Here is a 25777-nt window from a genome sequence, read left to right on the forward strand (position 1 = left end):
AAAGAGCCTGCGCGCCCGTTCTATCCTTCGGCAATGAGGCGGCGGTAAACCGCTGTAATGGCCTCCGCTTCGTGCTCAATCTGGTGCTGCGCGACAACCTTGCGTCGTGCAGCGGCGGCCATCGACTGGCGCAGAGCGGTATCGGTCATCAACCTGTCCGTAGCGGCGATCAGTTCGGAAATGTCTTCGGGCGGCACCAGAAATCCGGTCTCTCCCGGAACGACCAGATCCTCAAAGGCCCCGACGCGGGTGGCCACAACAGGAACGCCGCAGGACATTGCCTCTAGGGGTGTCAGGCCGAAACCTTCCCAGCGTTGAGGTGCCACATAGATGTCGCTGGCCTGAAACCACGGGGCGATCGTAAAGCCTTTGTCTTCGGGCAGGATGCGCAGCCTGTCGGCAAGGCCTGCAGCCTCTGCCCTTGATTTCAGACCGTCAACAAAGGCCTGTTGCTCGCGCGTGACGCCGCCCATGATGATGCCCTGAGCTTTCGGGTGCCTGGGCAACAGGTCGATCATGGCATCGACAAACAGGTCGGTCCCCTTCTGCTCTCTGATGCGCCCGAAACATCCGACGATCAGCGCATCCGGATCAAGCCCGAGCCTCGACCGCAAAGCAGCACGGTCGCCGGGCGGGGCAAATTCCTCTGCATCAATGCCATGCAATATCACGGTTGCCGGCACTTCCAGATAGGAGTTTGCTTTGCCAGAGGCGGCAATAACCGCATCCATCCGGCGGATCAGCCAGCGCGAATATTCCCCCCTGCGCCGTTGCGCCGCCGAGGTGAAAACCAGTTTCAGACGTTTACGCAGCACATATTTCAGGAGCACACCGACCAGCATTTCGATGTTCCGGCGCGCATGCCAGACACGAAAACCCGAAGGCCCCGAACGCGACATAAAAGGAAGTCTGGAAAGCGGGAACTGCGGTATATCGTCTGGCAATACCGGCCCCGTGGTCGCGATCGCGATCTTTTCGGCCTGCACCGGCACCAGCCGGAACACAGTCGAAGAAACGCCCGAGTACCGGCGCTTCAGGTTTGGTGCGATGACGTCGGTCGCATCAGTGTCAACCTGCATGTCTGAATCCTACCTGCCCACTGAATGGAACAATTTCGCGCTGTATATCGGATGGTTTTGCCAGATGCCATCTCAACAACAGTCCTGTCGCCACCACATCCGGACCTTACCGCAAGTCCTGAAGGGGCAGCGCTGTCGAGGACCGGCCGTCAGACAGCGCGGGCAGTCCCGCCGGCGTATCCTTCAAGAAGAGCGGCCCAGTCCTCTGCGCTCCAGTACACTGTTTCCGATCCGCTGGCTGTTTTTCTCAGAGAGCGGTGCAACCGTTCCAGAGTGGCATCCATCCATGCGCCCGGTGCGCGTTTTTCGCACTTGTCAAAGTCGATGAACCAGACGCGGTCCTCCGCATCAATCAGGATATTGCGACAGTTCAGATCCGAATGGTAAACGCCGTGGTCATGCAGTTTCCGGATCTTTGCTCCGACATCACTCCAGAGGCTGGCAGAAAGGATCCGGTCGCAGATCACATCCTGCAAAGGTCTGGCGTCCGGAATGCGCTGGGTAATGATATCCGCACGGTAAAAGGGTCCAGCCGGAACATATTGCGCGGCCACCGGCAAAGGTACGGGCAGACCTTCAGCATGCATTTCACGCAACAGATCAAATTCGCGCATCGGGCGGCTGTCTGAGGCAGGTATACGGAGATATAGGTCGCGGTTCACCCGCCCGACAAGACCTCCGCGATGAAAGTGACGCAGAACCATATCGCGGCCCGCATAGTGGAAAAAATGCGCCTTGCTCCTGCCTTTTGTACTGCCGGTCCAGATATCTTCTGAGCGCAGCCAGGCCGCGTCAAAGAGGTTTGGTTCCATCGGCGACAGCACGCTTGCGTCATAGCGGATGACGGTTCCGTTCAGGCAAAGGTCCATGGGCGTCATACCAGGTGCTCCGACAATACGCAGCTGAGAGAATTTAAGGGCTTCAGTTATGCTGATCCACACCTCTTTACAAGCACGGCGCGATCAGTATTCGCTGTTCACAGCCCTCTGAAAGTGTATCTTCTGTTTTAGTTTCTGGCCATGGTGGGTAGGCCGCTCCAACAGCAAAGAAGTCTTGTTCAGAACCATATGGCGCAGGAACACCCCCCACTGTTATTACGCACATGGATGCTGGTGACGCGGATACTGGCCGTTCCTCTCACCGCTCTGTCCTGGGTTCTGCACCGTCGCATGGGAGCTGACCCAACGCGGTTCGCGGAACGCCTTGGGCGCAGCGATCTGCAGTGTCGCGAAAGCGTTGTCTGGTTTCATGCTGCCAGCCTTGGCGAAGCCACGCAGATCGCATCCCTCGTGCAACATCTGATCAGATCCGAGAACGTCAGAGTTCTGGTGACAACAACAACGGCTGCAGGCGCGGACTGGGTCGCGCGAAAAATGCCGTATGTCACCCACCAGTTTGCCCCCATTGACACGCCGGGGGCAACGGAGCGCTTTCTGAACCGATGGTCGATCTCGGCGGCGGTCTTCGTAGAAGGGGATCTCTGGCCGCAGTTGCTTGGCGGGCTCGACAAACGCGGTATACCCCGGATCCTGCTGAATGCCCGGCGTTCGCGAACGCGAGAACGCTTTCCGGCCGTTTTTGCGGCACTGCTAAAACCTTTTGCTCTTGTGACCTGCCGGTCCGACAGCATAGCAGAAGGTATGGCTGCCTTGGGCCTCGCGTCAGATCGCATCCACGTATTGCCAGATCTGCGGCTGACGTTGCCAAAACTTACTATTTCTGATGAAGCATTGTCGTTGCTGTCCCTCGCCGTGGAAAAGCGCCCTGTCTGGCTGGCCGCTTCAACCCATCCGGCAGATGAAGAGGCGGTACTGACCGCACATCAGGAGGTTCTTGAAGCGCACCCCGACACATTGCTGATCCTTGCGCCACGTCATCTGAACCGTGGACTGCCACTGCAAAAACTGGCGCAGTCAGCCAACCTCACCGCTGCGCGGCGCAGCCTCGATGAAAAAGTTTCGGCGGCGACACAGGTCTACATCGCTGACACCCTCGGCGAACTCGGCATATTTTTCACCCTCTCCCCTGTTACTTTTCTCGGAGGATCCTTTGGGCAGGAAGGCGGGCACAATCCCTATGAACCTGTTTGTTTTGAAACTGCTCTTTTGTACGGCCCGCATGTCGCGAATTTCGCCGAGGCATACAAGGCTCTGAGCCGGGCTGGCGCGGCGGAGAAAGTCGGGGATCCGGAACATCTGGGTCGTACGGTTGTGCGACTTCTGCGCAGCGACGAAGCCAGAAAGATCGGTCAGGCAGGTCTCGCTTTCTGGAATGACTCACAAGACTGCACCGTAAATTATGCGGAACTCGTAGCGGGCGTTCTGAAACGTCCGGCGGCCTGAAGCGCGGAGCTCGGAAAATACTTCGGATCTCTGTCAGGTCGGCATCTGCACCGTACCTTTTTTGTTCAGCCGTACGATGCCATTGACTGGAAATACCTCAACAGGCGCCCATCGAACATACTTTCCCACCTTCGGTTTTCAAAACCGCTGCTACAGGACTGTGGATACCTGTTTTGCGATCAATTATTGTTTTCGCCTCCATCAGGTCACCGGAACAGCGGCAATTGTTCTTAGCTTTGTCATTTTCATAGCATTGGCGACCCCGGCAGGATTCGAACCTGCAACCTGCCCCTTAGGAGGGGGCTGCTCTATCCAGTTGAGCCACGGGGCCGCTGGAATCAGCTTTAATTCAGCTGACGGCATTTGTCATGATCAGATGTCTGCCGGCACGCAAGTGGTTGAAGCCCGGGTCTGTCCTGCGCTAACGTCGGGCAGCAGCACAGGAAATCAATGTGACAAGACCAAAACAGCGGCCGCTTACACTCAGGGATGTATCTGAAGCCTGCGGTGTTTCCGAGATGACGGTCAGCAGGGTGCTGCGCAATCGCGGGGACGTCTCGACGGCAACACGCGAAAAGGTTCTGGAGGCAGCCAAAACGCTGGGCTATGTGCCCAACCAGATTGCCGGCTCTCTGGCATCGCAGCGTGTGAACCTTGTGGCCGTTATCATTCCCTCTCTGTCCAACATGGTTTTTCCTGAGGTGCTGACAGGAATTAACCAGGCTTTTGAAGACACGCCACTTCAGCCGGTTGTGGGTGTCACTGATTATCTGCCCGAAAAAGAAGAACAGGTCCTGTACGAGATGCTTTCGTGGCGGCCTTCGGGCGTTATCATTGCCGGGCTTGAGCATTCCGATGCTACCCGGGCGATGCTGAAAAATGCCGGCATCCCGGTCGTGGAAATCATGGATACGGACGGGACGCCCGTGGATGCGATGGTGGGAATTTCGCACCGGCGCGCAGGGCGTGAAATGGCCGCCGCGATCCTGAAACAGGGATATCACCGCATTGGCTTTCTGGGCACCAAGATGCCGCTCGATCACCGTGCCCGCAAGCGCTTTGAGGGCTTCACCGAAGCGCTGGCCAAAGCCGGCGTCGAGATCGAGGACCGGGAATTCTATTCCGGCGGGTCCGCCCTGGCCAAAGGGCGCGAGATGACCGAGGCGATGCTTGACCGGTCGCCGGACCTCGATTTTCTGTATTATTCCAATGATATGATCGGGGCGGGTGGCCTTCTTTATCTGCTCGACAAGGGTGTTGATGTACCCGGTGAAATCGGCCTCGCCGGTTTTAACGGTGTCGAGCTTCTCGACGGGCTGCCCCGCCGGCTTGCCACAATGGACGCCTGCCGCAAAGAGATCGGCACCAGAGCGGCCGGGATCATTCTCGAACGCAGTGCTCTCGAGGAAGACGCGGTGCCGGATGACCCCGGCCACATTACGCTGTCATCGAAGATTTCCTGGGGTGACACCCTCCGCCGATACCGGCGGGGATGAATACTCTTACGCTGACAAACACCCAGGCCCGGCGGCTTTTTCTGGACCGGCACGCATTGTCGGAACATCCCGCGGGCGAAGCACGGGGTACCGCACTTCTGGACCTGGTCACACGGCTTGGATTTGTGCAGCTCGACAGCATCAACACACTGGCCCGGGCACATGATCTGATCCTGTTTTCAAGGCGGCCACGGTACCGGCCCAAAAACCTGAAAGCACTGTACGAAAAGGACCGCGCGCTTTTCGAACACTGGACGCATGATGCGGCTGTGATCCCCATGGCGTTCTATACGTGGTGGCAGTTGCGCCGCGAACGGGATGCCGCCCTGCTGCGCAGCAAATGGCGCGACTGGCGTCGGGATGGTTTCGAAGCGCAGTTCCAGCCAGTGCTTGATCAGATCCGGGAGCAGGGGCCGCTGTGTTCCTCGGACGTTGGCGCGGGCGAAAAACGCGGCTCGGGTGGCTGGTGGGACTGGCACCCGTCCAAGACAGCACTTGAATACCTGTGGCGCAGCGGAGCGCTCTGTGTCGTCGGCCGTGATGGTTTCAAAAAACGCTATGACCTGACCGAAAGAGTGATCGACGGGGCCCTCTGCGGACCCCTCCAATCGCCGGAGGACACGGCCCGGACCATCCACTGGTGTTGTGACGGCGCTCTCAACCGGCTGGGGTTTGCGACACCGGCCGAGCTTGCGGCATTCTGGGATCACATTTCCCTCGCGGAGGCCAAACAGTGGTGTGCCACGGAACTTGCCGCCGGACGGTTGCAGCCTCTTCGCGTTACTGGTGTCGATGGGAGTCTGAGAGACTGCTTTGCCCGGCCCGGGACCGGCGACGACCCGGCTCTGGAAACACCGCCAACATCACGCCTGAGAGTTCTCAGTCCTTTCGATCCGGCCCTTAGGGACCGGAAACGCGCAGAAAGGCTGTTTGGCTTTGACTATCGCATCGAAATCTTTGTGCCTGAACCAAAACGCCGGTACGGCTATTATGTCTTTCCGATCATGGAAGGCGACCGCATGGTTGGACGGGTCGATATGAAAGCTTTTCGCGACCGCGATGCGCTCGTCGTGCGGGCGCTCTGGCCGGAACAGGGTGTCCGGTGGGGCAAAGGGCGCATGGCCGCGTTCGAGGGTGAACTCAGCCGCCTGACACGGCTGGGCGGTGTCAGCACCCTCGCTTTTGAGGACGGTTGGCTGCGTGACCCTGTGACGTAAAACCGCGCGGTGCAAGGCTTTCGTGAAACCAGTTCAGATAAGAGTATATTGAATAAACCGGCCTGCCCGTGGCTCTGGCAATGTCAGGCGCATAGGGCACCATATTGGTGCATTCCAGAATGATCGCGCCAATATCCGGGGTGTCCTGGACCATTTTCCGGGCCGCTTCCGTCAGATCCTGACGCGCCTTCGGGACGTCGAGCGTGTCTGCGTTACCCAGAATACTGTGTGCAAAGGCAGTTTCTTCGACACCCTGTACCTCCGCATCCTGCGGCACGCCCGCGACCGACAGGTGTTCGGGTGTCAGGCTGGGACCGGAGATGGTCAGAATGCCAATGCGTTTTCCCGGACCGAGCGTTGCCTGAATCTGTCCCGCCTGTTCCAGTGCGGACGCGGCAACAGGCACACCCAGTTCACGCGCAAGCCGCGGACGGATCAGCGACAGAAACCCGCAGGTCGTTGCGATTCCCCGGCATCCCTGGCTGACCAGCTCTTCGCCCGCGGTAACAAACGCGCGCACAAAAGGCTCGGGATCCTCGCAGACGACAGCCTGCGGAGTAGCACCGGGCACGATGGCATAGCGCACCGGAAAAAGCCATGTGTCCGGGTTTCCCACATCGCCCGGAATGCGCGGAAACCGGGTGTCGAGCATCAGAATACCCAGCAGGGCAGGATCGGTCTTTGTCATAGGCATTGTCTGCCCCGATGCCGGCGCGCAATCAATAGGTCGTTGCGGCCCGCGCTGCCTGATCGTACTGACCGGACATCAGGCGCAGCAGCGTTGCCGCCCGGCTTACCTGTTCCGGCTCAAGACCCAGCTCGGCCACCGCACTCAGAAGCAGACCTTCGCGGATGTCACGGTATCTCTCACAGGTTTCAGCCCCTTTACCGGTCACAGCAACGGTCTTCTCTTTGCCCTGGCGCCCGTCTTTGACCAGACCGGCCTTGATCAGCTTTTTGATGGAGTAACTGACTGTATGCGTGTCCTCCACATTCAGGACAAGGCAGATGTCCGCCAGTTTTTTAGGGCGGTCCCGGTGAAAGACTGAATGCAGCACGAGGACATCCAGCGAACTGAGCTCGGGGTAGCCTGCCATCGAAATCGCGCGCACCGTCCAGCGCTGGAATGCATGGTTACAGAGGATAAGCCCGTATTCGAGCTCGGATATCTCTGCAAACGAACCACTGGCAAGATGAGCAGAAGAAACGACGGGTCCAAGAAAGCTGTCTGACATAGTACCAGAGTGCCCTTCGATGACAAAATGTCAACAAATTGTTGACGTATTGTAAAAGTTGGTCAGTATTGAACCCGGGGAATCACGCTCCGGGGGAACTATGCCGTCAGGCCAGACCACACCAGAGACGACACAATGACCGGACACGTGGTCATCGTTGGTGCCGGTATTGTGGGAGTTTCCACCGGGATATGGCTGCGCCGCGCCGGTCTGGATGTGACGATTGTCGATCGCGCCGGGCCGGGCAAAGGAACATCACATGGCAATGCGGGTGTTCTTGCATCGGTTTCGATGGTGCCGGTTACCTCGCCCGGACTGATCCGAAAAGCGCCGGGCATGCTCATGTCGAAAGACTTTCCGCTGTTCCTGCGCTGGTCGTATATGCCGAAACTGGCGCCCTGGCTGATAAAATATCTGTCCAACGCCAACGACAGTGATACGCGCCGGATTGCCAGAGACCTCGCCCCCATAGTCACGGACTCGGTTGCTCAGCACCAGGCGCTGGTCGCCGATACGGGCCTCGGGCACTGGGTCACCGAAAGCGATTACTGCTTTGCATACCGGGACCGCGCCGCCTTCAAAGCCGAAGCATACACCTGGGCGCTGCGTCGTGATGCCGGATTTGAACCAGAGCTTATTGAGGGCAACGACGTAGGCGACTACGAGCCGAACCTGTCCGGCGCCGGGCTCATTGCCGCTCTGAAAGATCACGGCTTTATTCGTGACCCGGGTGGTTACGTCGCTGCTCTTGCAGGGTTTTTCAAAGATGCCGGCGGCAGGATCGCCATCACAGAGGTCAGAGATTTCGACCTTTCAGGCGGTCGCATATCTGCCGTTGAAACAAGCGACGGCCGCATTGATTGCGACGATGCAGTACTGGCCACCGGGGTCTGGTCTGGTCCGATGATGAAAAAACTGGGCATCAGTGTGCCGCTTGAAAGTGAGCGCGGGTATCACATCGTCTTCGAAGATGCACAGAACGGTCCACGGCATCCCACGATGATTGCCTCGGGAAAATTCGTCGCCACACCAATGGCGCAGGGTGTGCGCTGCGCCGGCATTGTCGAGCTGGGTGGATTGAAAGCAGGGCCCTCAGAGGCGCCGCTGGCACTGATCCGCCGCCAGGTCCGGGATGCCTATCCCGGCATGACGGCCGCACGCGAAGTCGAATGGATGGGGCACCGGCCTGCCCCGAGCGACAGCCTGCCTCTCATCGGACAGATTGGCGCAACCCGCGTCTGGACGGCCTTCGGGCACCACCACATCGGCTTGACAGGCGGGCCCAAAACAGGCCGGTTGATTGCAGGTCTTATTTCAGGTCAGCCCACGAACATGGATCTGGCCCCCTATGCACCGGAGCGTTTCCGGACATGAACCAAAAAAACTACTCAACAAGGAGACTTCTATGACACTGACAAACAGACTGATGGCAGGTGCGGCGACCGCCGCTCTGGCACTTGGCGCGGCACTTCCCGTTGCTGCAGCGGAAAAGTGGGACATGCCGATGGCCTACTCGGCCTCTAACTTCCATTCGGAAAATGGTGTAGCTTTTGCCGAGTGCGTTGGCGCAGGCACCAATGGCGAGATCACTATCGAAGTGCACCCGGGCGGGTCGCTTTTTGCAGGCGCGGACATCAAGCGCGCGATTCAGACCGGGCAGGTCCAGATCGGCGAGCGCCTGCTGTCCGGCCACCAGAATGAAAGTGCTGTTTTCGGCTTTGACAGTATCCCGTTCCTCGCGCCGTCTTTTGACGACAGCGAAAAGCTCTATGCCGCTGCCAAACCCAAAATCGAGGCGCTGCTCGACGAGCAGAACCTGGAGCTGCTCTATGCTGTGCCCTGGCCGCCCCAGGGTCTCTACTTCAAAAAAGAGGTCAACTCGGTCTCCGATATGGCGGGGGTTAAATTCCGGTCCTACAACAACACCACAAGCCGCCTTGCCGAGCTGACGGGCATGCTGCCGGTGACTGTTGAAGCCGCTGAGATCAGCCAGGCTTTCGCGACGGGTGTTGCTGAGTCCATGGTGTCGTCCGGCGCGACGGGCTACGACCGCAAGGTCTGGGAAAGCCTGACACACTTCTACGAAGTCGATGCCTGGCTGCCGCGCAACTACGTGATGGTCAACCAGGACGTATGGGCCGATGTATCGGACGCGAACAAAGCTGCGATCCAGGCCTGTGCTGCCGAAGCAGAGGCACGCGGCCTCGAAGCATCCAAAGCCTATACACAGTTCACCATGGACGGGCTGGCAGCGGGCGGCATGACCGTTCAGCCTGCCGGTGACAGCCTGATGGCTGAACTGCGCGAAATCGGTGCAACAATGACCGCCGAATGGCTGGAAGCTGCCGGTGAAGAGGGCGCGGCCCTCGTCGATGCATTCAAGGCGTCACAGTAATCAGATCATGGCGGCCCCCGGAACCGGAGGCCGCCTTTTCCCGACACCTGAAATTTCCGGAGCAGCGATATGTCAGCGATCCGCAAGATACTTGATTTCCTGTACCTCGCCTCCGGCGTTCTTGCCGCATTGTGTCTTATCTCTATCCTGTTGCTGATCGTCGCTCAGATGGTGGCACGCTGGACCGGTGAAATTTTCCCGGGCGCACCGAACTATGCAGGCTATGCGATGGCAGCGGCCAGCTTTCTGGCCTTTGCCAATGCGCTGAACCACGGGGCACACATCCGGGTTTCGATCCTGCTGAATGTTGTCCCACCGGGACCAAAGAGATTCCTCGAAGTATGGTGCTTCGCTCTCGGAGCCGCAGTGGCCTGGTACTTTACCTACTATGCCTACTGGTTCGTCTACTGGTCCTGGAAATTCAACGAAGTCAGCCAGGGACAGGATGCCGCGGCATTGTGGATCCCTCAGTCTGTGATGGTGATCGGTGGAGGCCTGCTGGCCATAGCCCTGACGGACAACCTGTTTCACGTCATTTTCAAAGGTGAGCACCGGATCGTCCGGGACACCGTAGACGAAAACTTCGAGGTGTAGGCAGATGACCGAGATTTACGCGATAGTCCTCTTTCTGGTCGTTCTTTTCCTGCTGCTGGGCACCGGTGTCTGGGTCGGCCTGGCGCTGATGGGCGTGGCCTGGGTCGGCATGGAACTCTTCACGACAAGGCCCGTTGGTGACACGATGATCACCACCATCTGGGCTTCCTCGTCCAGCTGGACGCTCACGGCCCTGCCACTCTTTATCTGGATGGGCGAAATCCTCTATCGTACCCGCCTGAGCGAGGACATGTTCAAAGGTCTGTCTCCCTGGCTGGCGCGGATGCCGGGTGGCCTGGTACACACCAATATCGTTTCCTGCACGATTTTTGCCGCCGTATCGGGCTCGTCTGCCGCAACACTTACCACGGTCGGCAAAATGGCCATTCCAGAGCTGCGCGCGCGCAGGTATCCCGAGGAAATGGTGATCGGAACACTGGCCGGCGCGGCGACCCTGGGCCTGATGATTCCACCGTCCATTGCGCTGATCGTCTATGGCGTGACCGTCAACGAAAGCATCACCAAGCTGTTCTTTGCCGGCGTCTTTCCCGGTCTGATCCTGGCGGGGATGTTTATGGCCTATGTCGCCATTGTCTCCAAAACCTCTTCTTCCTGGAATCCGGTGATGGAAACCGGGATGAGCTTTGCAGAAAAACTGCGTAACTCGCGCTTTCTGCTGCCGGTCCTGGCGCTGATCACCGTCGTCATCGGCTCGATGTATGGTGGCTGGGCCACAGCAACCGAAGCCGCGGCCATCGGGGTGATCGGCGCTCTGGCGCTCGCACTGGCCCAGGGCTCGCTGACCATTTCGTCTTTCCGGGAGAGCCTGATGGGCGCCATGCGGACCTCGGCAATGATCGCGCTGATCCTCGCAGGTGCTGCTTTCCTGAAACTGTCGATGGGCTTTACCGGACTGCCGCGCGCGCTGGCGGATGGCATCGCCGCGATGGAGCTGGCGCGCTTTGAACTGCTGATGGCGCTGCTCGTATTCTACATCATTCTGGGCATGTTCCTCGACGGCATCTCGGCGGTGGTCCTGACCATGGCAATTGTCGAACCTATGGTGCGTGAGGCAGGTATCGATCTGATCTGGTTCGGCATCTTTGTGGTCGTTGTCGTTGAAATGGCCCAGATCACGCCGCCGATCGGGTTCAACCTCTTTGTCCTGCAGGGCATGACCGATCACGAGATGGGTTACATCACAAAGGCTGCGCTGCCGATGTTCCTGATCATGGTGCTGATGGTCTTTGTGCTGATCTGGTTCCCCGAAATTGCGACCTGGTTGCCGGATAATCTCCGACAAACCCCCGGCTGACGGTGGAGCGGTTTCTTTGGCTGATATCAGACAATGCGCGTGCCTGCCTTATTCTGGGCCTTGCTCTCGGGCTGGCCCTGCCCGGGCTGGCCGCAGCTATGGCGTCCTGGCTGCCCCAGATGGTTGCCGGACTGCTGGTCATCACGGCATTGCGCATCGGGCACCGGGCGGCGACGGGTGCGCTGGCAGACCTGCGGTGGGGCCTGGGGTCCGTTGCGCTGTTGCAGCTGGTGCTGCCGGTCAGTCTCTTCGCGGTCTGCCGCGTCATCGGCGTGGAACAGACGCCCGCTGCGCTCGCCGTTGTCCTGGCAACAGCCGCCCCTGCCCTGTCCGGCTCTCCCAACCTGGCCCTGCTGCTGGGACAGGATGCAGGTCGCATGATGCAGATACTGGTGCTGGGGACGGCCTGTTTCCCACTTACCGTGCTGCCCGTGCTGGCGCTTATTCCACAGGCCGGCTCTGCCGAGGATATCGCCGTGCCGGCGCTGACACTTCTGGCTGTCATTCTGGGGTCCACCACTCTGGGGTTCGTGCTGCGCGCACGCTTTTTCCCCGCCCCGTCTGCGGACAGAATCCGCTCGCTGGACGGACTTTCCGTACTGGCATTTTCAGCGATCGTGATCGGTCTGATGGCGGCACTCAACCCCGCCTTGCGCAGCGATCCGATGTCCGTGCTGTGGTGGGGATTGCTGGCCTTTGCCCTCAGCTATGGTATCCAGGTCATTACCTTTCTGCTGCTCTCTCGCAGCGCGTTGTCACCACTTGCCGGACCGCTGGCCATCGGTGCGGGCAACCGGAATATCGCGCTTTTTCTCGTCGCAATGCCCTCCGAATTCATCGGCCCACTCATGGTTTTCGTCGGCTGCTGGCAGCTACCGATGTACCTGACGCCAATACTGCTGCGACGTCTTTATCAGGCCGGAACATAACGACATGACAGACTACCCGATCATCCGGACCGTAGGCCTCACCGGTATACTGGTGACATTTGCCGGTGCCATGAGCGAAGAGGCCAACAAAGCATCCGTAGCTTTCCGCGCGGCTGTTGATGCACAGAAGTGGCCCGAGGTTTCCGAAACGGCGATGTCACTGGTCTCTGTCTTTCTGATCACCGACCTGGTCGCTCACAGCGCCGCAGACATCATTCAACGCCTGGAGGCGCTGCTGGCAACCCGCGACTGGCTGGCCGCTCCCCTGCCTGAGGGCCGGACCCTTTGGCACATCCCGACGGTTTACGGCACCGATCTGGCACCCCAGCTTGAAGAGGCCGCGACCGCCGCCGGGGTCGATCCTGATGAGGCAATCCGCCAGATTTCCGGAACACGGGTGCGCGTGCTGACCATCGGATTTGCCCCCGGCCAGCCCTATCTGGGTGAACTGCCTGAGAACTGGAACGTACCGCGCCAGAAAGACCTGACACTTAACGTTCCCGCAGGCGCACTGGTCGTCGCAATCCGACAGCTTGCCATTTTCACGAACCCGACGCCCACGGGCTGGCGCCATATCGGGCAGACCGCGTTCCGCACGTTTGACCAGAACGGACCGGCACCCTTTGCCCTGACACCAGGGGACGAGATCCTCTTTCCTCAGGTCTCGCGCACAGAGATGGAAAAAATACGAAGCGCTCATCCCGATGGCTTTGGCGCTGCAGACCGGGAGGCCATCGGATGAGCGGACAGATGAACATCCTGACAGCAGGCCCCGCGATGAGCCTGCAGGACGGTGGGCGCGCTGGCTATTTCGCTTCCGGTCTGACCCCGGGTGGTGCTGCAGACACGCTTGCCCTGCACGAGGGTGCCGCCTTGCTTGGGCAGTCGCCCGACAACGCGGCGATTGAAATGGTTGGTATGGGCGGCACATTTGAAGCCAGCCAGGACACGATCATCGCACTTACCGGCGCGCGTATGACCGCGCAGATTGATGGTACGCCTGTAGTCTGGAATGCGAGCCACATACTGGCCGCCGGGGCGAAACTGGCCATCGGTGGCGCGCAGGCGGGGACTTACGGGTACCTGCATGTGGCAGGTGGATTTGATGTGCCCGAAAACATGGGCGCGCGGGGCACACATCTCAAAGCCGGAATCGGTGCTTTGCTGAGTGCAGGCGAGAGCCTTCCGCTGGGCAGTGGCGGGAATGGCAGAGCGGGTTACCGGCTCCCTGACGCTGACCGGCTCAATGGCGGCACTGTGCGGGTGGTTGAATCCGCACAAACGCGGGAGTTCAGCGACGAAACGATACGCCGGTTTGGCGAGACAGCGTTCCGCAGGGACACCAGAGGCAACCGGCAGGGCGTCCGCATGGATCAGGACGGAGAAGGCTTTTTTGCGAATGATGGCCTGTCGATCGTTTCCGAAGTGATCGTGACCGGTGACATTCAGGTCACCGGTGATGGCGCCCCATACGTGCTGATGTGTGAAAGCCAGACGACCGGCGGATACCCCAGGATAGCGACCGTCATCCCCTGTGATCTGCCGCGCGTCGCACAGGCCCCGGCAGGTGCACCGCTGCAGTTCGAATTCATCAGCCTCGAAGAGGCCATTGCCCTGGAAGCCAAGGCACGCGCCGCGCTCAAAGCGTTGCCGGGTCTTGTTGAACCGCTGGTCAGGGACCCCTCGGACATCGCAGATCTGCTGAGCTACCAGCTTGTCAGCGGCGCGGTGTCGGCACTCGCTGATCCGTTTGATACCTGAAGGAGAAACCAGATGACACGCGTGGATATAAACGCCGACATGGGTGAGAGCTTTGGCCCGTGGAAAATGGGGGATGATGCGGCCCTCCTCAAAACCGTCACTTCCGCCAACGTTGCATGTGGCGCGCACGCCGGGGACCCGGATGTGATGTCAGCGACCATGAAAATGGCCATCGAAAACAACGTGGGGATCGGTTCGCACCCGGGCTTTTCCGACCTGCAGGGATTTGGCCGCCGGCGCATGACCGTCCCGCGGGCCAGCCTTCAGAACTCGATCAGGTGCCAGGTCGGCGCGTCCATTGGTATGGCGCGATCTCTGGGCGCAACAGTCCGGCATGTAAAGCTGCACGGTGCACTGGGGAACATGACCTCTGAAGATCAGAGCCTTGCCCGCGATTGCTATGAGGCGGCGCTTTCCGTTGATCCTGATCTGATTGTCATGGTGCTCTGTGCCACGGCCCAGGAAGCCGCGGTACGGGAGCTTGGCTGTGCGTGGGCCGGGGAAATCTTCGCCGACAGAGCCTACAATGACGACGCAACCCTCGTGGACCGAAGCCTGCCGGGCGCGGTCATCCATGACGCAGCACTGGCGGGTCAGCGCATGGTCGAAATGGTGAAAGCCGGGGCCATCATCACTGAATCGGGAAAACGGATTGAGACCAGCATCGACACGATCTGCTGTCACGGCGACACGCCCGAAGCTGTTCAGATCGCGGCCTCTGTCCGAAGCACGCTCGAACACGCGGGCATCGCCGTTCAGACCCTCGAAGGGCGGCGCGGCTAGCAGCTTTATTCGTCAGTATAGAAATCCACGTGGATGTGGTTCCCGTCAAGATCCCACAAGTTGTAGGCAACGGTTCCGGTTGCGGCAATTTCTGAACGACGGTAGGTCTCACCGCGCTCCTGCAGGCGCTGTTCGAACGCTGAAGCTCCACTGGCACGGAAAGCGAAGTGTTCCATTTTCAGGGGCTGCTCGGATCCGGCACCAGGCGCGTCGGCAACACCGATCAGATGCAGCATGACCGTGTCTCCGGCACACAGCCAGGCACCCGGGAATGCGAAATCCGGTCGGTACCCTTCGGACAGCCCAAGCACTTCGCGATACCATGTGACCATTGCGTCGAGCTGAGCGGTCCGCAGATTCACATGGTCGAGCTTTTCAATCTGCATACGTTTCTCCGCCGGTGCCCCTTTTGGTACGGCTATCCTGTCTGCGACGATCGGTTTGTACAAGTGACCTGCGGCGTAACAAAGCACGAATTGCAAGGCGACGGGTGCGAACTCCCGTGAACTCAACCGCGCTCCACCGCTCCTTCAATGGTTTGTCCGCCTGCAACCCGCAGCGGCTTTGCAAGGCACCAGAGCCGACAGACTTGCACGTTGTTTCCGGCGGTTCAGGCATGCAGTTTCCGACACTGCTATCCGCATCAGACAGCCGCGATCTGCAGTCGGGATTTCTCCGGGGAACCGGGAAATACAACGGCACCGGACAAAACCCACAGTACATTGGCGTGGGTGCTTGTGCCCAAGGCGATAATGCGGTGGGCAGATTGCAGGACAAAACTCGGTCCGATCTGCCTTCGCGGACGGACCGGCACCTGATCAGTTCAGCGCACAGGAGGTGCCTTCAACTTTTTTCACCTCGACGATAACCGTTCGTGCAAAAAGCTCCTCAAACGCATTCACCTTGTCCTGCGTAAGCAGAGGAACCGATGACAGCCAGACCTGCTGCGAACTGTGCATATCCTCGGGCAACTCAAAGTAACGGGTGTTTTCATAGGCAGCGGCCAGAGCTGTCGGAGAGTCCTGTTCCGTCAGAACTTTAAACTCGGCCAGAGGTTTCGGAGCTGTCCTGCCCGAAATTGTTATTTTCCGGGCTTCGTCACTTGTCAGCTGTTCTTTCAGTTTCATGAGTGCGCCCATGCGCCGACCCTCTGCCAGCGCGTGGTTGAACATATGTTTTTCTGTGTCTTCCGGTAATTTTCCGAGCCATGAGCTGCTGGCATGACCCTGAATGTCAATTTCCATACGCGCATCCCTGTCGTTCTGCAGACAGGACCGGATCGCACCGACAACAACCGAGAAATAGTCCTGCTCACCCTTTTCGCCTGAAACTGACGGAGGCCGGAAGCCCTCATTGGACAGCCCGAATTTATACGCATCCAGCGGCACCCTGATGTCCTGGCCGTCAACCGGATCGGGAAAAAACGGCATGAAAAGGCTGTTCTGGATACGAACAGGATCCCGGCCACTGCCCGCCATAGTGACATAGGTGACAAACGGGTTCACCCCGGAGGAAGGCGCCATGTTAACCATGGGTGAGACGACAAATGAAGGCGCCGGCGGCTGCACCAGTACGGTCGGCGCATCGCGGTTCAGCACCAGCGGAACAACGGTATGCGATGGGGACACCCTCAGTGCGGCAAGCTGCTCAATGGCCAGTGTGTTGTTCTCGACCAGCTTCGACAGGGTATCCTGTGTTGCACCCGCCAGCTCACGCATTGCCCCGGCAATGGCTTCGGCCCCCAGAAGCTCGGTTTCAAATACCTGCGTCACGGTATTGCCACCACCGGATATAACGGGCGAGCGGTCTGTTTTGAGATCGCCTTTTATAATGAGCTCCAGCGTCTGCGCTTCGCTCATGGACGACCCCAGTTGCTGTCGGATCGAGCTGAAAACCTTGGTAAATTCATTCTGGTCCTGAGCACTTACGCTGCCTTCAGCAAGAAGCCTGAACATCAGTTTCTGAGCACTCACGATGTCCCGGCGAAGACCAAGAGGAAATACTTTGTCGGGCGCATCAAGTCCGATGTCGGCCACAGTGACAATACCATCCGCACAGTCGCGCATTTTTCCCAGTCTGACATCTTTTGCAGACAGAATGTCGGTCACACGCGCGCGGGGAACCGCCTCGGAAAGAAGCTCTGGAAAGACCCGCTCGGTAAACCACAGCTCGGGACCATCGGAATTGTCACTGTCCTGGGTTTCGCCGGCCGGATTCCAGGAAGCGCCTTCTGTTTCCTTAACGTAGTAATTGCTCGGAGAAGCCGATCTCAGCGTCCCCTTTGCCAGCAAACAGGTCTGTCCGTCGCTCAGCTCGGAAACATAGGCTTCAGCAACCGGATCAGGCAGGAGCTCGGATATCACAAACAGGAGCGCACCCGGAATAAGCAAAGCAACCGCGTTTCTGATCCCTACTCTGATTTTCTCGTTTCGTGCGGACCGTGCCGAATCGAATGGCCGGGTCACAACGTTCGACATTCCGTTGGTTTCGACGTCTCTGAGCGCCTCCGGTGCAAACCGCACAGTCTGGCCCTCTGCAGACGGCGACAGCAGTCCCATCCATGAGAGCCAGCGCGTCAGCAGCGGCTGCCGTTCCGGTTCGACAAAGGCCGGATCCGTCAGCCGCTCGAATGCTTCACGCGTGCGATGTTGCAGGCGCTCCATGCGCCTCGCCCGGTTCCGGGTTCCGATGACAACGGAAAAGACCCAGGTCGCAACAAAGGTCAGTGTTAGCAGAAGCGTTGCGTTATCGTGGATAATCAGCGCCGTATTGTGGGCGAGAACGGCCTTTGTGATCAGGGTAACGATAATCGCCCAGACCAGAGGCAGCGGGCGGTAAAACGTCTGGATTTCCGCAGCCCGGGATACTGAAACCGATTGATTTACTGCACCGGAAATCATCTTTTTGTGGCAGAATTTCTTTGAAATATTTTCCAGGTTTCGGGCAGTCCGGTCGAGGAAAATTCCAACACGGGTGACGAACGTCTCGGAGTTGGCAGCAAACAACCGGGTTTCACTGATTTTATCGCGGATGGCTTTCTCACTGATGCCGTCTGCGTCTTCGGACAAGCGCGGATGCTCGGGGCTTCCCACTCTGGCAGTCTGCTTTTCGAGGAAATCTGCCAACCTTGTGATCTGTGCAAACCGGGCACGCGTTTCAGCGGCGGCGGAGGCGCGACCTTCGCGCAATTCCTTGCTTTGTACTTCCGAGCTTTTGGCAACTCTGGAATAGGCGGCTTTCAGGCGCTGAACATATGTATCCGTGTCCTGTTCTTCGATGATGCGCCGGCCCGTCATATGGTCGAGCAGCAGCTGAACGCGATTCTCAAGCTCGCCACTGTTCAGCCTGAGCTGATACCCTGTCATTCCGGCACCGCCATCAGCTTCCGTGTCCGGGAGCTTCAGAAGCCTCGTCAGATCTTCCTTGCCCAACAGACTGTCCGTTTCGCTTTCAATCAGGTACTCCCGGTCTGCTGTGTCCTCGGGAATGGTCCGGTCAAGGCCGGACGCAACCCGGTCGGACAATACGTCAGACAGTTCATGCGCCAGGTCCAGATAATCCCAGATTTTCTCAGAACGGGACAGGGACCTCTTTTTGAGTTGCTTCGACAGTTTTTCCTGCTCTGCCACGCAGGCATCTAAATCACCGGGAATGGCTTCAAGCCTGTCACGCCGGGCCTTTTGACCCGAAACTGCATCTTCCCGCTCAGCAACCAGCCGCTGCAGCTTTGTATCGAGTTCGGCACGGGCTTCGGGGGCCTCCTCACTGGCAATCTGCATTTCCAGTTCGTCAATCTTTGCCTGAACCTCGCCCGCGCTTTGCTCCAGCTGCGCCAGGCTCTTTTCAAGCTCCAATTGTTCGGCACCCAGTTGTTCGACTTCGCTTTCCAACGCTTTTTCACGAGACCGGTCCGTTTCAAGTGAGACATTTATACTGTCGAGGTTTCTGATCTTCGAACTCAGATCCCCGGTAATCTCCAGGAAGAGTACTTCAGCATCTTTTCCGGAAGCGGTCCTTCTCCCGTCGTCAGCAGATAAAGCCTCTGCCTGGGCCGCATTCAAAAGGTCATTCAATTGCTCGGAATATATCATTTTCAGTTATCCCCGCTGACTTATTGACGTTTCAGTTCTTTCAGGAACGCCTCGGCGGCGTTCAGTCCGGTTTGAAAAAGTTCAGTCTTGTCGTGTTCTGTCATCACGAAATTCAGCCAGTCCTTGTCGGCTGTGTTCACCTCAGCCATGCGGGTCGGATAAATTCTTGCGACACCGCCATGCTGACTGACCCTTAGTTCCTCCTGGCGCTCAAATTCGCGCCCGAGTTCAATATTCTGCTGCCAGACTTCGCGGTCTCTCTGCAAACGAACTGCCGAAATACATGACAGAGCATCCGAGACGAGGTCTGAATAGGCACGGCGTCCGGTGACCGATGGGTTTTTCTGATCGCCGTACAGAGGTACGACTATTGTCGGCACGTCCCGCATCACCTGACGAAAGGAATCGCTGGGCAGATTGGAAACGAGTCCACCGTCCAGAAAGACAAGCTCGTCGAGATCCTTGAAGTAATTGAGCCTGTTGGGCGGCAGCAACCTGCCAAGCGTTTCACCGGCAAGATCGGGCCATGTGGTTTTGTTGGTCCGCATCATCACAGGCTCGAAAAACGCGGGAATCGACATGGACGTTCGAACAAGACGCGCTGGTGAAACGCGCTGATACTCCGGGTCGAGATAGCTCAGATCCTGAGGGAGCGTGAGTTTAAGTCCGACAGGCATGGCCGTTGTCACAAGTTGCAGCAGGTCGCGATGACGGTTGCTCCGGACGTCTGGATCGTCCGTGTCATTTCCGGCAATAGGGGGTGGAATGTCATGCCCGAACGCAGGTGTGGACAGATCTGAAATGTCCTCCCAGATGCGTTCAAGAGCAGCATCCAGTTGCTCGATGGATTCAAAGTTCAGCTCGCGCATGACCTCTTCAAACCATGTCTCGAAGACATCGCCATAGTTCAGTCCACGCCTGTCCCGCAGCCTTTTCACCGCAGCAATTACCGAGAACCAGAAGGCAGGAGAAAACAGACCGGACCGTTTCAGAGCACGTTTGATGAATATCCGAACTGGTCTCGGACCATCGATAAAACTGTCCATGGGCGCCGAACTTGACAGATCAGCGAGTTTCCTGTGCGTTTCCCGGGCAAGGTCCGGGCCCCGGATCGCCGCCAGACCCATCGCAATGATTGACCCGGCGGATGTACCCGCCAGTCCCAGAAACCGGATACCGGCACGTTCCAGCCCGGCAACAAACCCGGCATGTGCCAGCCCGAGCGTACCGCCGCCCTGCAACACAAGATTGCAGAGACGAAAATCCCCTGTGCTGTCACCTTCGGCAGCCTCCAGACCGGATCGGAATGCAAATCTGGGTTTTTCGGCATTCTCACGCTCGGACGCGCGCAGCCAGAAGAAGCGGTCAATGCCATTTACGGGGCGCCCGCCCGCTTCGTCCGGTGAGTTTACACCATACAGATGTTCAATGCGGTCCAGCTTGCGCCTGACGCTTGCAACACTCAATAAATCCATTGCCGACCAAAAACAGCGGCGCTGTTTCCAAAAAAAAGAATTACAAAAACAAGATATTCAAATAAGGGCTCTACCGTTGCGCGAAATTCCGCACAGGTCAACCCTTTCAAATAGCAGCGGCTTTATGGGTCAGTCCGTGATCCGGCTTCTGACAGCTTGTTGAGTGAGCAATTGAGATGCCATTCGCAAGGCGTGCATGGATCTTCGGTCAGCCGGCAAACCAGCAGGTACCAGCGCCGACGATAACCGTCGGCGATCCACACATCTGCTCAGCCGAACTTAAAGGTTTGCCAGACACCCCGACGAAAAGACCCGCGCAATGAAAGCGCCCGCCCGGGGTCCGCGACGCAGACCGGCCACGTATGCGGTATCGACGCCATCAACAGAATCAAAGAGGAAATATGGTGAGCCGTGCAGGGTTCGAACCTGCGACCCGCTGATTAAAAGTCAGCTGCTCTACCAACTGAGCTAACGGCCCCACTAGGCGGTCTACTTAGAAAGGTGCCGGGACCGGGTCAAGCCCCAAATCGGCCTTTTCGAAAGGACATACTGGATAGTTTCGCCGCATCAGCTTATATGGCCGCCATGCGCGACGCGGATGATATCGGATTGCCCTTCATGAAGATGCACGGGCTGGGAAACGACTTTGTCGTTCTGGATGCGCGCGACCATGTGATCGACGTATCTCCTGACCTGGCAAAGGCGCTGGGCGACCGCCATCGTGGTGTTGGCTTTGATCAGCTGGCCGTGATGGAAACAGGCCGGAACGGCCTGCATCTGACCTTTTATAATGCAGACGGGTCGCTGTCGGCCGCCTGCGGCAATGCCACCCGCTGTATAGCGCGCTATGTCATGCAGGAAACAGGCACGAACGAACTGGAACTCAGCACTGACAGAGGCGCCCTGCAGGCCCGTGACGCCGGGAAAGGCCTGACATCTGTCAACATGGGTCATCCACAGACAGACTGGTCCGAAATTCCACTTTCCTGTGCGATGGATACACTGAGCCTGCCGATTGATGGTTCGCCTGTTGCGACAGGTATGGGAAACCCGCACTGCACTTTTTTCGTCGATGATGCAGACAGGGTGGATCTGGCAGCTTTTGGCGCGGCTCACGAACATCACCCGCTCTTTCCAAAACGCACCAATGTTCAGGTCGCAGCCCGGGTCGGACCTGACCACCTGCGCATGCGTGTCTGGGAACGCGGCGTGGGAATCACGCTTGCCTCTGGCTCTTCCAGCTGTGCCACAGCAGTTGCAGCAGCCCGGCGCGGCCTGACGGGCCGCAGTGTCCGCATCGACCTGGATGGCGGTACGCTGCATGTAGACTGGCGCGAGGATGGTGTCTGGATGACCGGACCGACCATGCACGTTTTTTCCGGTCACCTGACGCAGGAATTTATGGGCAGCCTGACATGAACGCACCGGTCTTCTCGACGCTGGGGTGCCGTCTCAACGCCTACGAGACGGCGGCCATGAAAGAACTGGCCGAAGCGGCCGGTCTGCAGAACGCCGTCGTGGTGAACACCTGTGCCGTAACAGCAGAGGCCGTTCGAAAGGCCCGCAAGGATATCCGCCGGCTTCGCCGTGAAAACCCGGATGCCCGCCTGATTGTTACCGGCTGCGCCGCACAGACCGAACCTGCGACCTTCACCGCGATGCCGGAAGTGGACGCCGTCATCGGCAACACCGAAAAGATGCAGGGCAGCACCTGGTCCGGCCTTGCCGCTGATTTCATCGGCGAAACCGAAGCCGTACAGGTTGACGACATCATGTCGGTCACCGAAACAGCCGGTCACCTGATCGATGGTTTCGGGTCGCGCAGCCGCGCCTATGTGCAGGTGCAGAACGGATGCGATCACAGATGTACGTTCTGCATTATTCCCTATGGCCGCGGCAACTCGCGCTCTGTCCCCGCCGGTGTCGTGGTCGACCAGATCAGGAGACTGGTGGATAAAGGGTTCAACGAAGTCGTCCTGACGGGCGTTGATCTGACCAGCTGGGGCGCGGATCTGCCCGGTGAGCCGAAACTGGGCGATCTGGTGATGCGAATCCTGCGTCTTGTCCGCGATCTGCCGCGACTGAGGATCAGTTCAATTGACAGCATCGAGGTGGACGAAAACCTGATGCACGCGATTGCAACAGAGCCCCGGTTGATGCCACATCTGCATCTGTCTCTGCAGCACGGTGACGATCTGATCCTGAAAAGGATGAAGCGTCGCCATCTGCGTGATGATGCGATCCGGTTCACCGAAGAGGCCCGCAGACTGCGCCCCGACATGACCTTTGGCGCGGATATTATTGCAGGCTTTCCAACCGAAACTGAGGCAATGTTCGAAAACAGCCTCGCACTGGTCGAAGACTGTGACCTGACCTGGCTGCATGTTTTTCCCTATTCGCCACGCACAGGCACGCCAGCTGCGCGAATGCCCGCAGTCGATGGCACGGCAATTCGCGAAAGGGCCGCAAGGTTGCGCGCGGCGGGGACAACCCGAGTGGCGCGGCATCTGCAGGCTCAGGTCGGACGCCGGCACACCGTGCTGATGGAGAGCCCGAACATGGGGCGCACGGAGCAGTTTGCAGAGGTTCACACAGCCGCACCACGAACCGAAGGCCAGATCGTTTCGCTGGACATTTTGGGGACGGATGGCGCCGTTCTGAGCGCGTGACTGCATCTGATTTTGCAAGAAATATCGTGACAAAGCTCCACCCGGCTCGCTAGTCTTTGTTTACTGGTGGGGAGTACCGGTAGTTGTATCAGTGCGAATGGCAGACTCAGAAATTCGGGCCACGACAGCCCGCAGTTATCCTGTTCCCGGCTTTTCGGCAGGCATTGCCCTGGCGTATGACTGGTTCCTGCCCTTGCATGTGAAACGCCATCCGGTGTCCGCCAGACAGGGAAAGCACAGAGATCGTCATGGATAACAAGACACTGCCAAAATCCGGTTTTCTGGCCAATGCATCCTCGGATCTGTCAGAGCTGCTGGATTCGCTGTCGACTGTTGTCGACCTGAGGGAGGGCGAAGTGCTTTTCGAACAGGGCGATGCAGGCGATGCGCTCTATGCAATCGTTTCCGGATCGCTCGAATTCAGCATTCTGTCCCGCGAGGGCCGCAAGCTGTCACTTGATGTCATGCGTCCGGGTGCTCTGTTTGGTGAGATCGCATTGTTTGATCCCGGCACCCGCACGGCGACCGTCACGGCGCTGGAAAAGTCCAGTGTACGCGGCGTGAAAAATGCGGATGTAATTGCAGCGATCCGACAGAAACCTGAACTTGGTATCGACATGATTCAGCTTGCCGGGGAACGGATGCGCTGGATGAGCAGCCAGCTGAACGAGCAGGTTTTCCTGCCGATGCCTGCGCGGCTTGCACGAAAAATTCTGTACCTCACGCTTGATGGCTCGGAACAGCTGTCCATGCTGGCACTGTCTCAGGCAGAACTCGCAGAGTTTGTCGGCGCCACACGCGAAGCAGTATCGAAAACGCTTTCTTTGTGGAAACGGGCCGGTGTCATTGATGTCAGCAGGGGCGGGGTTCGTGTGCTGGACCGCGATGCGCTCCAGATTATGGCAGACCTTCACCAGATTTAATTCGCGGGATGTGAAGCGTTTCACATACGTCGATTCGCTTTTGGGGCATTGTGAGTGCAATCAGGAGATTTGGTTCCCTGAGGGAACACAGCACACAGAGGATTGCAAAATGCATCGCCCCGCAAAATGCCCGACCAAGCCGGAAAATACAGTGACCAGAAAGTCACCGGTACGCGCCATGATCAGCTGGCTCATCGAGACGGATCGTGAATTTCGCGCAGCCCAGGCAATGGTCGACGACACCTACTTTCGTCGCTGAGGACAAGGACGCACCGACCTCTGGCGAAGATAATCCCTCGCCAGAGGATACCTCGGATGTCGCAAAGAAAGAGCGATAAACCGAACACGAAAGACAAGCATCAGCGCCAAATGTGAACTGGATCACATACAGCGATTCTATCAGAGGTTAATATCCGGTTATTGTCAGTGAGAGTGAGAGGTGGACACCGTATTTCGGGTGTCAGTGGTAACAAGGACTTTTAGCGTACGACCGAGTGAAGCATGCGTGTTTATCAAGTATTATCTGCCAATTGCACGCAGGCACGTTTCCCGGTTGATTTGTACTCTCCCCAGGGTCTGTAATTAGCCTCCTTTACCGGAGGTACAGACGGAAAACCCCCCGCGCAGTTTCTGCCGGGGGGTTTTTTCATGTGCTCATTTCTGATCACCGGGTCAGCTGGTTTTCTTACCTTTGATCGGTGCCCAGAGACGCTTGTTTGTCAGATACAAAAGAACCGACAGGATCGTCAGGAACAGCACTCCGACAAAGCCAGCCTGTTTACGGGCCATCATTTTCGGCTCAGCTGTCCACATCAGAAACGCCGAGACGTCTTCTGCCATATGGTGGATGTCGTTTGCATGACCATCAGCAAATTCAACCTGTTCGTCGTAGAGCGGTGGTGCCATGGAGATGTACCCACCTGGGAACGCCGTGTTCTCGTACAGTGTGACACCAGCCTCTTCCTTTTCCTTGCCGGTGTAGCCGGTCAGAAGTGAGGCGATGTACTCAGGGCCACCAATGCCTTTGAAGAACTGGTTGATGCCCAGCCCGTAAGGACCGTGGAAACCGGCACGCGCCTTGGCCATCAGGCTGAGGTCAGGTGCGTTCTCCAGCCCGGATTCCGGGAAGTGATCTGCGGGGGTTGCTGTGCGGAAATCATCCAGCTCGGCGTCAAAAACCTCAAAGTTCTCGGCGTAAGCACGCACCTGATCTTCCGGCATATCCGGTCCACCTTCGTCCGAAAGTGTCCTTATCGGCACAAACTTCAGACCATGGCAGGCAGCGCAGACTTCAGTGTAGATCTGCAGACCGCGCTGAAGCTGGTTCTGATCATAAGTGCCAAAGGGCCCTTCGAACGAGAAGTCAAAGTCTTCGACGTGGCCGGCCGCACCAGCCGCAAAGGCTGCGCCTGAACTGAGGCCAAGAACCGTCGCGGTTGCAAGGGCAAGTTTCTTAATCATTGTCATTGTCCT

At 58.2% G+C, this 25777-nt stretch carries 22 protein-coding genes and 2 tRNA genes; 14 read left to right on the top strand and 10 right to left on the bottom strand.

What is annotated here, in order from left to right; translation table 11 throughout:
• Positions 1 to 20: 20 nt before the first annotated feature.
• Positions 21 to 1079, bottom strand: a complete 1059-nt coding sequence (locus Q0792_RS11325) for a glycosyltransferase family 4 protein (RefSeq protein ID WP_298840315.1) — start codon at positions 1077 to 1079, stop codon at positions 21 to 23.
• Positions 1080 to 1228: 149 nt separating this feature from the next.
• On the bottom strand, positions 1229 to 1957 hold the full coding sequence (locus tag Q0792_RS11330; protein ID WP_298840318.1) for a 3-deoxy-D-manno-octulosonic acid kinase: 729 nt from the start codon (positions 1955 to 1957) through the stop codon (positions 1229 to 1231).
• Positions 1958 to 2248: 291 nt separating this feature from the next.
• On the opposite strand from Q0792_RS11330, the gene Q0792_RS11335 reads away from it, so the two are divergent.
• On the top strand, positions 2249 to 3421 hold the full coding sequence (locus Q0792_RS11335) for a glycosyltransferase N-terminal domain-containing protein (RefSeq protein WP_298840320.1): 1173 nt from the start codon (positions 2249 to 2251) through the stop codon (positions 3419 to 3421).
• 254 nt (positions 3422 to 3675) lie between these two features.
• Here Q0792_RS11335 and Q0792_RS11340 read toward each other — a convergent pair.
• A tRNA-Arg gene (locus tag Q0792_RS11340) sits at positions 3676 to 3752 on the bottom strand.
• A 121-nt stretch (positions 3753 to 3873) separates the two neighbouring features.
• On the opposite strand from Q0792_RS11340, the gene Q0792_RS11345 reads away from it, so the two are divergent.
• The gene (locus Q0792_RS11345) at positions 3874 to 4917 is read left to right on the top strand and encodes a LacI family DNA-binding transcriptional regulator (RefSeq protein ID WP_298840325.1); all 1044 of its coding nucleotides are present in this window, start codon (positions 3874 to 3876) and stop codon (positions 4915 to 4917) included.
• Positions 4914 to 6134, top strand: a complete 1221-nt coding sequence (locus tag Q0792_RS11350) for a crosslink repair DNA glycosylase YcaQ family protein (protein WP_298840327.1) — start codon at positions 4914 to 4916, stop codon at positions 6132 to 6134. The genes Q0792_RS11345 and Q0792_RS11350 overlap by 4 nt, the downstream gene beginning before the upstream one ends.
• Here the strand turns inward: Q0792_RS11350 and Q0792_RS11355 are convergent.
• Together Q0792_RS11355 and Q0792_RS11360 are read right to left on the bottom strand one after the other, a co-directional pair.
• The gene (locus tag Q0792_RS11355; RefSeq protein WP_298840330.1) at positions 6085 to 6822 is read right to left on the bottom strand and encodes an aspartate/glutamate racemase family protein; all 738 of its coding nucleotides are present in this window, start codon (positions 6820 to 6822) and stop codon (positions 6085 to 6087) included. The genes Q0792_RS11350 and Q0792_RS11355 overlap by 50 nt on opposite strands.
• Before the next feature lie 31 nt (positions 6823 to 6853).
• Entirely contained in the window at positions 6854 to 7369 is a 516-nt protein-coding gene (locus tag Q0792_RS11360; protein ID WP_298840332.1) for a winged helix DNA-binding protein, read from the bottom strand.
• Between the two features lie 135 nt (positions 7370 to 7504).
• Here Q0792_RS11360 and Q0792_RS11365 point away from each other — a divergent pair, with 135 nt between their 5' ends.
• The 8 genes from Q0792_RS11365 (at position 7505) to Q0792_RS11400 (ending at position 15146) form a co-directional block, all read left to right on the top strand.
• On the top strand, positions 7505 to 8743 hold the full coding sequence (locus Q0792_RS11365) for an FAD-binding oxidoreductase (protein ID WP_298840337.1): 1239 nt from the start codon (positions 7505 to 7507) through the stop codon (positions 8741 to 8743).
• A gap of 31 nt (positions 8744 to 8774) precedes the next feature.
• The gene (locus Q0792_RS11370) at positions 8775 to 9764 is read left to right on the top strand and encodes a TRAP transporter substrate-binding protein (protein WP_298840339.1); all 990 of its coding nucleotides are present in this window, start codon (positions 8775 to 8777) and stop codon (positions 9762 to 9764) included.
• A gap of 69 nt (positions 9765 to 9833) precedes the next feature.
• Positions 9834 to 10358 (top strand): TRAP transporter small permease, encoded by a 525-nt coding sequence (locus tag Q0792_RS11375; RefSeq protein ID WP_298840341.1) that lies wholly within the window; start codon positions 9834 to 9836, stop codon positions 10356 to 10358.
• Between the two features lie 4 nt (positions 10359 to 10362).
• Positions 10363 to 11673, top strand: a complete 1311-nt coding sequence (locus tag Q0792_RS11380) for a TRAP transporter large permease (RefSeq protein WP_298840343.1) — start codon at positions 10363 to 10365, stop codon at positions 11671 to 11673.
• Positions 11674 to 11675: 2 nt separating this feature from the next.
• Positions 11676 to 12602 (top strand): hypothetical protein, encoded by a 927-nt coding sequence (locus tag Q0792_RS11385; protein ID WP_298840345.1) that lies wholly within the window; start codon positions 11676 to 11678, stop codon positions 12600 to 12602.
• A 4-nt stretch (positions 12603 to 12606) separates the two neighbouring features.
• On the top strand, positions 12607 to 13344 hold the full coding sequence (locus Q0792_RS11390; protein WP_298840348.1) for an allophanate hydrolase subunit 1: 738 nt from the start codon (positions 12607 to 12609) through the stop codon (positions 13342 to 13344).
• Positions 13341 to 14363: a biotin-dependent carboxyltransferase family protein gene (locus Q0792_RS11395; RefSeq protein WP_298840350.1), complete on the top strand. Its 1023-nt coding sequence runs from the start codon at positions 13341 to 13343 to the stop codon at positions 14361 to 14363. Before Q0792_RS11390 ends, Q0792_RS11395 begins: the two co-directional genes overlap by 4 nt.
• A 12-nt stretch (positions 14364 to 14375) precedes the next feature.
• Positions 14376 to 15146, top strand: a complete 771-nt coding sequence (locus Q0792_RS11400; protein WP_298840353.1) for a LamB/YcsF family protein — start codon at positions 14376 to 14378, stop codon at positions 15144 to 15146.
• Positions 15147 to 15151: 5 nt separating this feature from the next.
• Here Q0792_RS11400 and Q0792_RS11405 read toward each other — a convergent pair whose 3' ends face one another.
• The 4 genes from Q0792_RS11405 to Q0792_RS11420 form a co-directional block, all read right to left on the bottom strand.
• Entirely contained in the window at positions 15152 to 15532 is a 381-nt protein-coding gene (locus Q0792_RS11405; protein ID WP_298840355.1) for a VOC family protein, read from the bottom strand.
• A gap of 432 nt (positions 15533 to 15964) precedes the next feature.
• Positions 15965 to 19036 carry a hypothetical protein gene (locus Q0792_RS11410; RefSeq protein ID WP_298840357.1) on the bottom strand — a complete coding sequence of 1024 codons (3072 nt, stop codon included), beginning with the start codon at positions 19034 to 19036 and terminating at the stop codon, positions 15965 to 15967.
• Between the two features lie 221 nt (positions 19037 to 19257).
• Complete coding sequence (locus Q0792_RS11415) at positions 19258 to 20703, bottom strand: patatin-like phospholipase family protein (RefSeq protein WP_298840359.1); 1446 nt, start codon at positions 20701 to 20703, stop codon at positions 19258 to 19260.
• 411 nt (positions 20704 to 21114) lie between these two features.
• Positions 21115 to 21190: transfer RNA gene (locus tag Q0792_RS11420), tRNA-Lys, on the bottom strand.
• Positions 21191 to 21297: 107 nt separating this feature from the next.
• On the opposite strand from Q0792_RS11420, the gene dapF reads away from it, so the two are divergent.
• The 3 genes from dapF (at position 21298) to Q0792_RS11435 (ending at position 24304) form a co-directional block, all read left to right on the top strand.
• Complete coding sequence (gene dapF / locus Q0792_RS11425) at positions 21298 to 22131, top strand: diaminopimelate epimerase (RefSeq protein WP_298841856.1); 834 nt, start codon at positions 21298 to 21300, stop codon at positions 22129 to 22131.
• A complete protein-coding gene (gene mtaB / locus Q0792_RS11430; protein ID WP_298840361.1) occupies positions 22128 to 23381 on the top strand; it encodes a tRNA (N(6)-L-threonylcarbamoyladenosine(37)-C(2))-methylthiotransferase MtaB in 1254 nt (417 codons plus the stop codon). Before dapF ends, mtaB begins: the two co-directional genes overlap by 4 nt.
• Positions 23382 to 23629: 248 nt before the next feature.
• Positions 23630 to 24304, top strand: a complete 675-nt coding sequence (locus Q0792_RS11435) for a Crp/Fnr family transcriptional regulator (RefSeq protein ID WP_298840364.1) — start codon at positions 23630 to 23632, stop codon at positions 24302 to 24304.
• 672 nt (positions 24305 to 24976) lie between these two features.
• Here Q0792_RS11435 and Q0792_RS11440 read toward each other — a convergent pair.
• On the bottom strand, positions 24977 to 25765 hold the full coding sequence (locus Q0792_RS11440; RefSeq protein WP_298840366.1) for a cytochrome c1: 789 nt from the start codon (positions 25763 to 25765) through the stop codon (positions 24977 to 24979).
• Positions 25766 to 25777: the final 12 nt, after the last annotated feature.

This window comes from uncultured Roseobacter sp. (assembly GCF_947495025.1).
GTDB lineage: Bacteria > Pseudomonadota > Alphaproteobacteria > Rhodobacterales > Rhodobacteraceae > Roseobacter.

Bases quoted from the DNA above. Each gene is read 5' to 3' on its own strand.
- mtaB (WP_298840361.1), top strand. From the start codon at position 22,128: ATGAACGCACCGGTCTTCTCGACGCTGGGGTGCCGTCTCAACGCCTAC.
- dapF (WP_298841856.1), top strand. From the start codon at position 21,298: ATGCGCGACGCGGATGATATCGGATTGCCCTTCATGAAGATGCACGGG.
- Q0792_RS11440 (WP_298840366.1), bottom strand. From the start codon at position 25,765: ATGATTAAGAAACTTGCCCTTGCAACCGCGACGGTTCTTGGCCTCAGT.
- Q0792_RS11350 (WP_298840327.1), top strand. From the start codon at position 4,914: ATGAATACTCTTACGCTGACAAACACCCAGGCCCGGCGGCTTTTTCTG.
- Q0792_RS11400 (WP_298840353.1), top strand. From the start codon at position 14,376: ATGACACGCGTGGATATAAACGCCGACATGGGTGAGAGCTTTGGCCCG.
- Q0792_RS11435 (WP_298840364.1), top strand. From the start codon at position 23,630: ATGGATAACAAGACACTGCCAAAATCCGGTTTTCTGGCCAATGCATCC.
- Q0792_RS11390 (WP_298840348.1), top strand. From the start codon at position 12,607: ATGACAGACTACCCGATCATCCGGACCGTAGGCCTCACCGGTATACTG.
- Q0792_RS11380 (WP_298840343.1), top strand. From the start codon at position 10,363: ATGACCGAGATTTACGCGATAGTCCTCTTTCTGGTCGTTCTTTTCCTG.
- Q0792_RS11375 (WP_298840341.1), top strand. From the start codon at position 9,834: ATGTCAGCGATCCGCAAGATACTTGATTTCCTGTACCTCGCCTCCGGC.
- Q0792_RS11360 (WP_298840332.1), bottom strand. From the start codon at position 7,369: ATGTCAGACAGCTTTCTTGGACCCGTCGTTTCTTCTGCTCATCTTGCC.
- Q0792_RS11325 (WP_298840315.1), bottom strand. From the start codon at position 1,079: ATGCAGGTTGACACTGATGCGACCGACGTCATCGCACCAAACCTGAAG.
- Q0792_RS11370 (WP_298840339.1), top strand. From the start codon at position 8,775: ATGACACTGACAAACAGACTGATGGCAGGTGCGGCGACCGCCGCTCTG.
- Q0792_RS11355 (WP_298840330.1), bottom strand. From the start codon at position 6,822: ATGACAAAGACCGATCCTGCCCTGCTGGGTATTCTGATGCTCGACACC.
- Q0792_RS11330 (WP_298840318.1), bottom strand. From the start codon at position 1,957: ATGACGCCCATGGACCTTTGCCTGAACGGAACCGTCATCCGCTATGAC.
- Q0792_RS11395 (WP_298840350.1), top strand. From the start codon at position 13,341: ATGAGCGGACAGATGAACATCCTGACAGCAGGCCCCGCGATGAGCCTG.
- Q0792_RS11405 (WP_298840355.1), bottom strand. From the start codon at position 15,532: ATGCAGATTGAAAAGCTCGACCATGTGAATCTGCGGACCGCTCAGCTC.
- Q0792_RS11365 (WP_298840337.1), top strand. From the start codon at position 7,505: ATGACCGGACACGTGGTCATCGTTGGTGCCGGTATTGTGGGAGTTTCC.
- Q0792_RS11335 (WP_298840320.1), top strand. From the start codon at position 2,249: ATGGGAGCTGACCCAACGCGGTTCGCGGAACGCCTTGGGCGCAGCGAT.